15 protein-coding genes are annotated in these 9,472 nt (G+C 46.0%); 3 read left to right on the top strand and 12 right to left on the bottom strand.

What is annotated here, in order from left to right; genetic code table 11:
• Positions 1–17: 17 nt before the first annotated feature.
• Positions 18–905: a DUF6731 family protein gene (locus BS639_RS23980; protein WP_084984561.1), complete on the top strand. Its 888-nt coding sequence runs from the start codon at positions 18–20 to the stop codon at positions 903–905.
• A 433-nt stretch (positions 906–1,338) separates the two neighbouring features.
• On the opposite strand, the gene BS639_RS23970 is transcribed toward BS639_RS23980, so the two are convergent.
• From BS639_RS23970 to BS639_RS23925, 10 genes are all read right to left on the bottom strand, one after another.
• Positions 1,339–1,692, bottom strand: coding sequence for an antiterminator Q family protein (locus BS639_RS23970; protein ID WP_084984559.1), 354 nt, complete (start codon positions 1,690–1,692; stop codon positions 1,339–1,341).
• 106 nt (positions 1,693–1,798) lie between these two features.
• The gene (locus tag BS639_RS23965) at positions 1,799–2,815 is read right to left on the bottom strand and encodes a DUF968 domain-containing protein (RefSeq protein WP_084984558.1); all 1,017 of its coding nucleotides are present in this window, start codon (positions 2,813–2,815) and stop codon (positions 1,799–1,801) included.
• Positions 2,812–3,183, bottom strand: a complete 372-nt coding sequence (locus BS639_RS23960) for a RusA family crossover junction endodeoxyribonuclease (RefSeq protein WP_055780778.1) — start codon at positions 3,181–3,183, stop codon at positions 2,812–2,814. Before BS639_RS23960 ends, BS639_RS23965 begins: the two co-directional genes overlap by 4 nt.
• A complete protein-coding gene (locus BS639_RS23955; protein ID WP_084984557.1) occupies positions 3,180–3,728 on the bottom strand; it encodes a phage N-6-adenine-methyltransferase in 549 nt (182 codons plus the stop codon). Before BS639_RS23955 ends, BS639_RS23960 begins: the two co-directional genes overlap by 4 nt.
• A 169-nt stretch (positions 3,729–3,897) precedes the next feature.
• A complete protein-coding gene (locus BS639_RS23950; protein WP_084984556.1) occupies positions 3,898–4,263 on the bottom strand; it encodes a hypothetical protein in 366 nt (121 codons plus the stop codon).
• Positions 4,260–5,009: an ATP-binding protein gene (locus BS639_RS23945; RefSeq protein WP_084984555.1), complete on the bottom strand. Its 750-nt coding sequence runs from the start codon at positions 5,007–5,009 to the stop codon at positions 4,260–4,262. Before BS639_RS23945 ends, BS639_RS23950 begins: the two co-directional genes overlap by 4 nt.
• Positions 4,993–5,892 (bottom strand): conserved phage C-terminal domain-containing protein, encoded by a 900-nt coding sequence (locus BS639_RS23940; protein ID WP_084984554.1) that lies wholly within the window; start codon positions 5,890–5,892, stop codon positions 4,993–4,995. Before BS639_RS23940 ends, BS639_RS23945 begins: the two co-directional genes overlap by 17 nt.
• Positions 5,889–6,074 (bottom strand): hypothetical protein, encoded by a 186-nt coding sequence (locus BS639_RS23935; RefSeq protein WP_233427754.1) that lies wholly within the window; start codon positions 6,072–6,074, stop codon positions 5,889–5,891. The genes BS639_RS23940 and BS639_RS23935 overlap by 4 nt, the downstream gene beginning before the upstream one ends.
• A 77-nt stretch (positions 6,075–6,151) precedes the next feature.
• A complete protein-coding gene (locus BS639_RS23930; protein ID WP_084984552.1) occupies positions 6,152–6,619 on the bottom strand; it encodes a YmfL family putative regulatory protein in 468 nt (155 codons plus the stop codon).
• Between the two features lie 22 nt (positions 6,620–6,641).
• Positions 6,642–6,881 (bottom strand): transcriptional regulator, encoded by a 240-nt coding sequence (locus BS639_RS23925; protein WP_084984551.1) that lies wholly within the window; start codon positions 6,879–6,881, stop codon positions 6,642–6,644.
• 39 nt (positions 6,882–6,920) lie between these two features.
• Between BS639_RS23925 and BS639_RS23920 the strand changes: the two genes are divergently transcribed.
• Together BS639_RS23920 and BS639_RS23915 are read left to right on the top strand one after the other, a co-directional pair.
• On the top strand, positions 6,921–7,592 hold the full coding sequence (locus BS639_RS23920) for a helix-turn-helix transcriptional regulator (RefSeq protein ID WP_084984550.1): 672 nt from the start codon (positions 6,921–6,923) through the stop codon (positions 7,590–7,592).
• Positions 7,593–8,098: 506 nt separating this feature from the next.
• On the top strand, positions 8,099–8,548 hold the full coding sequence (locus BS639_RS23915; protein WP_139804181.1) for a hypothetical protein: 450 nt from the start codon (positions 8,099–8,101) through the stop codon (positions 8,546–8,548).
• Here the strand turns inward: BS639_RS23915 and BS639_RS23910 are convergent.
• Together BS639_RS23910 and BS639_RS25205 are read right to left on the bottom strand one after the other, a co-directional pair.
• Positions 8,545–8,781, bottom strand: coding sequence for a hypothetical protein (locus BS639_RS23910; protein WP_084984548.1), 237 nt, complete (start codon positions 8,779–8,781; stop codon positions 8,545–8,547). The genes BS639_RS23915 and BS639_RS23910 overlap by 4 nt on opposite strands.
• Positions 8,771–8,905 carry a hypothetical protein gene (locus BS639_RS25205; RefSeq protein WP_267893486.1) on the bottom strand — a complete coding sequence of 45 codons (135 nt, stop codon included), beginning with the start codon at positions 8,903–8,905 and terminating at the stop codon, positions 8,771–8,773. Before BS639_RS25205 ends, BS639_RS23910 begins: the two co-directional genes overlap by 11 nt.
• Positions 8,906–9,472 lie beyond the last annotated feature (567 nt).

Genomic DNA, 9,472 nt, shown 5'->3' with positions numbered 1-9,472 from the left:
TTTAAAAGGATAGCTAAATGCCGTTTAGAGACTACAAAATTGAGTTCTACCAGCTCAATCTTAGCCCCACAGCAGAAATACCAACCATTCGAGCTTTGCTAAGTTTATTAGAGACAGATGACCATTATCTGACTTCTTTAGCACAGGGAGGCTACACACGCGAAATCTGGGGCTTGGTATATGACCGTTTCCCTGACACCATATGCGGCCAATTTAGAAAGTTTCGTACTACTGACATACCTGAAATAGGCCAAGTTGGAGGAGATTCTCAAGTAATAGAACTCAATGAAAATGAAGGGCTTATTGAAAAAAACTTTTTCGTTTATTACGAAGAACATAGCATCATTGCGTGGCACAAGAATGGCCATTCAAGTAGAGTAATACAATTTGCTAACTTTTTAAGTTCTTGTGGGGGCTGCAAGATCAGTGCTGGTCCGGTTCTTCAACCCGATGCAATTTCTCGATTGATGAGTGGTAATATCGAACTCAAAAAAATTGAGTTAACTATTCCGCGCCCAACCAATCCGGAACTGTATCCTGAGGATGATTATGGCCGTGGTCTAATAGAAATGATGAATAACCTTGATGCTGATAGCCTCAAACTCAGTTTAGGTGTCGATCTTAGGCGAGCTGACTCAGAAGGTAAACTCAGCAACCGCTTAAAAAATACATTACGCGCTATCGTAGAAACAGGCGCAACGACGGCAAGAGCGCATGTGTTTGAAAATGGAGTAGAGCATCCAATTGACCTGATAGCTGATAGAGTTGTATCTAATCAGAGTGTTGAAACAGATGCACATTTCCCTCCCAGCTTCACTATGTATGGTATAATCAACACTGCAAAAACAGAATGCCAAGGAGAACTTGATGACTACTTTGGTGCGCTGGAAGACGCTATTGATTAGGACTGCTATCAGCCTATGTATTGTAGGATTTTTTTGGCTAAAAAAAGACGCCATAAAGCTTGATGCATTGTTGAATGCTTCAAGTGTTATTGTCGGCTTAGCGGGTACTTTGTTAGGTTTTTTGATCACATCAATATCGTTGATAACAGCGCTAATGGATAGAAGGCTTGTTGCGAACATGATTAAGACCGGCCATTATCAGCGGTTGGTTTCGGACACGATTTTGACTTGTGCGTTTCTACTAATAGTTATCGTTAGCTGTTTGATAACACTTTTAGCGCAGGGGCACATTGTGTTATGCATCTTCTCTTTCACGCTCTTATTCACATCTTTAAGTATTTTTTATCTTATTGAAGCTGGGCGCAGATTCTCTGTAATAGTGCTTAACTTAAGATAACCCTCATTTTTGAGGGTTATCATTTCGATAGGCTTATTAAATGTGATTATTAATCAGATGCATAACGCCTAATATAAACCCCAACGCTCTTTGTAGTTCCTTACGAATAGTGCCATCAGAACACTTCCGCTTCTTTGCAATTTTTCTTAGAGAAACATTTAAAACATAGTGTAGGATTATCAATTCATATTCGTCAAATCTGATCTTTTTAAGCCGGGCAATACAACCATCAATCATGACTCCCTCATCATCACTACACTGTAAGCGTGACTTAGAAGTTTGTGGCAGCAGCCCCTTAAACCCTGCAGCAATAGGTGAAAAATCTACACCACTATTTTCACTGGCAGCCCAAGCGCCCCAAAGCTCCAAACTCTCATGAATATCTCTCATAGACTGTCCTCTATGCGTTCGAAGTTACGGTCTGCAAACCGATAAATCTTCATGGTTAAACTCCACAAATACTTGTTACAAATACCTGTATATAATAACAGTTATTCTATTTCGACGCGAACACTCCGACGCCTAATGAATAGTTAAAAAGGTCGAAAAACAGGTTAATTTGACTGCCGTATTCCGCCTCCCATGCCAGCATGTCACGGTGTAAGTCATCATGGTGCTTTCGGCACAGAGGGATAGTGAACAGGTCATGCGTTTTGGTGCCGGTACCGCCGAGTCCATGCCCTATCAAATGGTGCGGGTCATCGGCCTGCTGACCACAGCACAAACAGGGCTGAGATTTAACCCAGCGGGTGTATTTTTCATTACGCCAGGGCTTGAGCTTTTTACGCAACATGAAAGACTCTGGCGGCTCAGGATCAACCCTTAGCGCGATGATTGCATTGACCTGCTCAACGTATTCTTCAAGGACTTCATGAGGGGAAAACTCGGGTTGAATATCGGACTCACGCCCTTCCGACTCGATTGCTGGCTGCGCCTTCCAACCCAACGCCTTGCGAGCGGCACTGTCAGGCAGAGCGTCAATAATACCTTTCGAAAATGCCCACCAGCATAGCTCGTGAAAACTTACGTGATGGTCTTCGGGTATCTGTAGCTCTTTACGGATCATTTCTACAACCCACGTAGCGCGGTTTAAACCGCCAATGTGCCAGAACTCATCTAAAGCCATTTCCCGATATTTTGCTTCATGATGCCAACACAGACGAATAAAACTGCCGTCGTAAGGATGAACGGTCAGGTTTTTGTCATGGTATTCATCTGCGGTTTTTCCCCACTGGCACGCTGGCAACTTGCTTACCCACTGCTCAAGACCAGAGCGACCACCAGCAGCTTTGATGACTCGCTCATCCTTGAAAAAATCGCCCAGGCGCTTATCGTCCACCAGCTTTTGGCTCACTGCCGGAATTGCCCCTGAGGGCAACTTTTCTAACTCCTCCGGTACTACGGTAATCAGCAGACGCTTTTGACCAAACAAGGTGATTAGCTCTCTGCCGGGCTTGAAAATTACAACGCCTAAATCCTTCTGAACGTATGGCGTAAGCAAAGCACGCTTCATGCTGCGATCTCCTTGATAGTGACCTCTGCCATCCCTTTCTTAGTCACTGGCCCCCACACAGCATGCAGATCCTTAATCTGACTATCGTCTGCATACACTCCGGCATGAGTTAACGCATCCAGCAGCGCCTTGAAATAATTATCCAGATCCCGTTTGTGATTAGTCGGCGGGTAAAGCACGATTGAAACAGCCAAATCCGAAGTCAGGGCCTTCGGTTTTCGGTGCAGCTGTTCCAATACCGACGCCAAAGCGTTAACCCTGAACTTACGACCGGTCTCACTGATTAACGTCCTGCCCTTTAAAGCCCCTTTGTTGGGGCTCCTCCAGTATCCGTTTACGCTTGGTGGGAATGGCAGAATAAGATTCATGCAGCACTGACCTCTCTCAATTTTAAACCGAAAGAAACCAGTTCATCTCTTGATACAGTACTAAAAAGGCATTCCCCTTCAATTTGCGGACGCCATATAAGAAGCATGCTGCCTTTACTGTTTCCGTTTTTACCTGGCTTTCCAGTTGCAGAGCTAATGAACCCAATCCTGCCCCCAGTAATCAACCTGACTTCGTTTACAGTTTCTAATGCTTCTGAAAACCATCTTGTAGAAGTGTCAGCTGGGAGCAGCATCACTACGGTTTGCTGCTGCATTTTGCTCTGTAGATTTGCCCTTTTTATCCAAGGGCTAATTTTACTGTATGGGGGGTTGCACCATATGGCCCCCTCGGTAATCCAATCACAAGAAAGCGAGTTATCCTCCTTGGTCAGATAGTTTTGACAAAGTGCGTTCCCCTGGTTTGCAGCCACATCGAGAGCAAAGTTAAACTCAAAATCTAATGCCTCATATATTTCAATCGGAGTTTGCCAGCTATCTTTGTGCTCTGCAGCTGTGCGGCTAGCTCCAAGGTAATCAGATTTCATAGTGTCATTTCCCGTTAATTTCCGAAACACCAAGTGCCGCGTTAATCCTCCATTTTCAATTAAACTACTGGGTGTCTTGCACGCAGGTTTACGAGGGCTTATTGTCCTTTTGGGGCATGTTAATGAAATACAGACATCTCCCATACTGGAAATTATGTGATTCAGATCACTATATTTTTGCAAATTCATACAATCTCCCCTCATACTTTTGTGCTACAAGCCGGTAAAACCACACCTGCCTACCAGAATCCGGATCCTCCACCATGCGCTTTTCCTTACGCAGGCCGTGCACCACTGGGTCTACTTCACGAAGCCGCGCACTGATTGCCGCCTGCGTATCTGCGTGGCCGAACATGTTTAACACCACCAATTCCAAGTCGCGCAGGGTGTACCACGTAGGCCCCATCGCCGCGTGCATGACACGGTAAAGCTGGGAGTTTGGCCGGTTGAAATCACCGCCGAGTATCACCTTGCGGACGCCTTCATTGATGGCAGCACGCTCGAACTCATCGACCTCTAAACGAAGCTTTTTCATGCCTTGCCTCCTTTGCGACTGCGGAAACTCTTCCAGGTGAACGGTACCCACATGCCGCCGTTCGTCTGACGGTCCATGATTCGCTCACCCAACAGGCCCGCCATTTCAGCGTGCGTCAGGTTGGTGAGCATGCCGGTAGGCTTAAGCTGCAGCTGGCGACGGTCGATAATCTGGCTCAACAAGTTGATTTCGTAATCGTTGTTAGTGGTCTTCTGCACCCCGACTTCATCCAGTACCAACAAATCAAGGCGGCAGATATCGCGCATCAGGTCGGATTCTTTCACTGGACTGCTCTTATCGAAAGTGGCGCGGAATTTCTGGCACAGCTCCGCAACGGTGATGATTGCCGCTGCTTTGTACTGCTCAATCAGGTTGCGCACTATCGCCGTGGCCAGATGGTTCTTGCCGGTGCCAACGTTCCCCGCAAAGACGAAGCCGCCATGCGTGTTACCGAAGTCCTTCAGGTAGGCTTTAGCCATTGCCAGCGCCTGCTGTTGATCGTCGGTCTCTGCCAGGTAGTTCTTAAAACCGCAGTCTTTGTGAAGCAGCTGAATGCCAGAGCGACCAAGGATTTTTTCAATCCTTGCCTGCCGGTTCTGGTCTGCAACGCGTTTAGCAGCCTTCTTGCCCTCTTCCTGCTGCCAGGCCATTAACTCGGCCCCCGTCTTGCAATGCGCTTCAACGTGGGCAGGTTTCATAGCCAGGAAACGCGCCATCACGTCAGCAGATTTAGATGTAGCCATCATCAGAGCCTCCTTGGGTTGGTGCTGCAGGAAGGTTTTGGTTAAAGCCTTCTGGAATGTCGCTGGTTGCTTGGGTCAGGCTAGAGTTACGCACCCACTTGCCATTCACGCGGGCCGGGCGACCTTTTTTGTCCCAAGCCACGCTTGAACCCTGATAGCCAGGAAACTTGGTAGGCTGAAAAAGCGTTGTTGGGCGAAGGAAATCACACATTTCTTCGTCGTTGCGCCACTTCTCGACCATGTAATCAACGGTCAGAATGAGTTGTTCAGCAGTAAAACCTTCATTCAAACGGCCACGTATGCCGCTCAACGAGGATTTACTGACTTGCCAGCGACGATTGGTAAGCTGATTCAGGTGTTGTAAAACTGATTTCGCATCGTCAGTGATTTGAACTTCACGGTCAGTTTCCGCAGGAACCTGACAAAGGGTTTTATTCTCTGTAGTAATCTCTGTTGTAGTCTCTGTAAGATCAGTGCTATTTGCCCCAATGGATGAGGGTGATTTTGCCCTAATCGATAAGGTGGTTTTTGCCCTCTTCGATGGGTGCAAATTGCCCTCATCGCAAAGCAGCGCAGAATTCCAGTTGATTGAATAAAAATTAGTCCGGTCATGTTTAGACTTATTCAACTGTCTGGCATCGACTAAACCGAGTTTTTTCAATGAGGTGAGCGTGCGCTTCACGGTATCATGCGACCAAAAAGGGAATTGCTCATTCCAAGATTCAATCGAGTTGTAAACCCATTTTTTTCCTGAATGCTCAACGCCAGAATTAGTATCTTGGAGCCAGTAGCAGATCTGCTGAATGACAATGGCCTCGTTAAGGCCGATACGCTGAGCTAGAATGGGGCTAATGACCAAGGGCTGGGTCTTAAGGAGTAAGCTCATACCCGCGCTTCCTGATTTCGTTTTATCCACTGCTGATTGGCTACCATCCAGCAAACGAACGAGTAGTTGAGGGGCTCCCATTTGCCCTGTATATTTTTAACGAAGCGGTAATCATCGTCATGACCACAAAGAGGCAAACAGCGGATTTGCGGTTTTGGGGAAATATCGGATAAACTGTCCATGCGTTGGGATCTCCACAAAGTTGTTTCAATGCAAACCGGTGTGCGGGCTGCAACCTGCACACCAACCTTCTGAATATTCATTTCGGCCCTACCTTCGAAACTTTTGAATAAAGCGTGATAATCGCCCGCACCTCTTCTTCACGCGCAGCTAAATGGCGACGGTGATAAGTCATAATTTCTTCTGCTTCTTCCTTCGTGATATGACCATCTTCTAAAGATTTCCCGATTACTTGGTCTACGTGGCCACGATTTGCAGCAGAACGGATACCCCTTTCGAATAAATCAACTTGGTCCAGTTCTTCAAAAGTGGGGATTTCCACCAGCAAGGCACCGCGACGAGACGCAAAATACTCTGCCAGCAAATTGGTACCTGATAGGTCTTCCATCGCTTCCAGCTCGTGATGTTCGAAGAAACGGCACCCATTTTTCTCATACAGATTGTTGTTAAAGTGAGTCAGCGTCATGCCTAAGGCACCGGCCATTGCCGCACGCCCACCAGCAAAGGCCTTGCACATCGCTTTTACAGTCTCTTTGATGTCTACCATGTTGATCTCTCTTTAGTAGTTTCTATGGGGTAATGATTGGCGTAGTTTCGGGTTGTGGGAACACATCAGGTAAATCTGGGCGTAGCTCATGAGCCTGAATTTGTCCTTCCGTAGCTCTTACGACAGACATTACGTTTTTGGCATCAACACGGCCCCCATGTAACCAACGCCAAACGGTTGGCTGTTTTACGCCACAAAGCTCAGCCAGTTTTTGCTGACTCCCGGCTAAGTCGATGGCCCTCTGAATTACTAAGTTGGTCATTTTATTCCCCTACGTATCGAATTTAGAGAAATAATAGCAATGAGTATAATTAATAGCAATAGCCATGAACATTTGACGGGTTATACGCCTAGCTATAAATTTACTGACATGAAAACTACTCTCTCTGAACGTTTGAAAATTGCGATGGACCTGCATGGGAAAAAAATGTCCCAAGGAACTCTCGCAAAGCTTTCCGGCATATCTCAGCCGACAGTAAACAGGCTATTAACTGGGAAAGTTAATGGGTCGGGTTACCTCATTCAGATCGCTCACGCTTTAGATGTTGATGCCGAGTGGCTAGCCACTGGAAAAGGGGAAATGCTGAAAGGTGAAGTGACCCCAATCTCGGAAAAATTAGAGAGCCTTAAGGCCGTCTCTGTATGGGATAAGAACGGCAAAACTGAAGAGTCAGTGATCTGCCCAATAGGAAAGCCTAAAAATTCTTGGAGAGCATATGTTCTTGAAAAGAATAGTGGGTGTAGGGACGCTACAGCAGGATCATTGATTTTCGTTGATACAGATTCTTCACCAGGCACAAAGGATTATGTAGTCGCTCAGGTAGGAAAAGATGTTTCTGTTTATTCATATTTATCAGGCGGCGCTAAAGGATATTTAGCTGTCGATGATGAACGCATACCGCTTCTTGACTTGTCATCTACTGGTGAGCTGATTGGTGTAGTGCAATTCATACTTCGAGATATGCGCCGGTAATCAGCAACACTCTCGACATCTAAGAAAGTTTCCTCATATACCCCTTCTTTAATTCTTGAAACAATGCTAATCACTTAAACCTCCTCTCGAATTAGATTGAGGAGGCTTCTTCCTGCCCCGCCAGACTGTATATCCATACAGTTAATTTACACTTTATCTTACTTTATAAAAAAATCAATCCTAAGTTTTCTTTGCTTTTCACTCCTAAAAATTCACATAGCTATAAATTTATCAAATAAATCACGTTTAAAAACACCAAGTTATAACAAAAAACATGAATTTAATATCAATAGCAATTGCTATAATAAATACTCAATGCTATTTTTTACCCATCAGTTAGCAAACACGTAGCAATGTGTATGCACCGCTCTTTAACAACCAAACAGATTCAATTCCCGCAGTCGCGGGCCACTGGGAAACCAGATCATGTGAATCAATTGAGTGTCCTTACCACTGCCCTTGTGTGCGAGGGTTTTGGCAAAGTCACTGTTTTCGAGGTAGTTAGAATGGAAAAATCTGAACCAAGAATTATTGCGGGTGACCTGAGCAACGAAGAGTTGCTTAAGTGGATGCAGGAAAAAGTTTGGGCGTCACAGCAATTGAAAGAAGCACTTTCTCTCAAAGAGCATTATGAGGAAGCTCTGAAAGAAAATAATGATCGAATTGAAGCGCTTACTAACCGCGCTGCTTTGGAACTAGTAGTTGAACCCTTAGTAAATGCTGCTACTGCTAAATCGCCCGATCCAATGAAAGTGGCGATAAGGGCATTTTCATACGTCATTAAATGCCTACTTGAAGATGCCGAAAGGCTCCAGGAGTTGGAGCCAACTAGATCAACAGCAAATAATATTAGATCAGGGAATTACGCAACCCGTGACCAGCAAGCATTTCTTAAAACCTGGGCAACCGCAACGCTGCTCTCAATGAGAGAAAGTCCTGAATTATTTGAGGGCTAAAATGGCTCCCAAGGGTCCAGTGTCAGTGGATCTAGAATTTTTAGCGTTGCGTGATAAACAGCCTCCTTACGGGCAGATGTCTTTGGGTTAACTAATAGTTCTTTGAAGTTATCAATATGTCCCTGCAGGTCATCAGCAGCTGCTTTGTTTCCATTTTCAATAATACAGGCTGAAAGCCTTGTGATGGCCAGTTCGATGGCTTCAATTCTTATAGATAGATTTTCATTTTCCATAATTTGAATCTTCTTGGTTGTGTGAGAACACCAAGATAACACCGCCGCCTGAGGTGGAGAAGTACCCAGGCAACCGCCAGCGCATCATGTGGCGGTCCCAAACCTGCGGGCGTAGTTCCTTCATCCGGCCACACCCGGGTGTCACGCCAGATAACAGGAAATGATGTAGCCGAGGCCTTTTGTGTCCTTACGAGCAGTTAACCGCTGCGGCGATCAGGTTTGACAGCCGGAAGAGACGGCACACAACGCGAAGTTCACTGACGAGCAAGGCATAGAGTCTGGTTCGATTCCAGACGCCAGGATAGTTCTATATCAGGTGATGGGCAGGGAAAAGGTCCGTTCGATTCGGACACCGGCAGTGTACTTCGCGTTGTGGTGTAAGCATCAGGGGATGGGCGGGCTACCTACCCACTTGCGGTTTCGATACCGCCGCCACAATCCAAATCACCTGAGAACGTGATAGCTGTGTTTGTTCCGCTTTGCGGCTGGGCCGTCTCATTCAACCCTAACGGAGGAGTGAGGAGAGTGTCCTCATGGTCTAGCCGCCTTTTTTAGTACACATAGAGAAGGGGCCAGCGGTTTAACCCTTAAACCTTTATACAGTATAAGACCCGTTGACCCCTTCTCTATGTGGAGCACCTATCCAGCACCAGCTTTTGCAGAAGCTTGGTGCTTTTTTATGAAACTTAGT

Source organism: Rouxiella silvae (genome assembly GCF_002093625.1).
Taxonomy (GTDB): domain Bacteria; phylum Pseudomonadota; class Gammaproteobacteria; order Enterobacterales; family Enterobacteriaceae; genus Rouxiella; species Rouxiella silvae.
The sequence above is the reverse complement of the archived record's forward strand: the minus strand, read 5'-3'. Positions and strand labels throughout refer to the sequence as shown.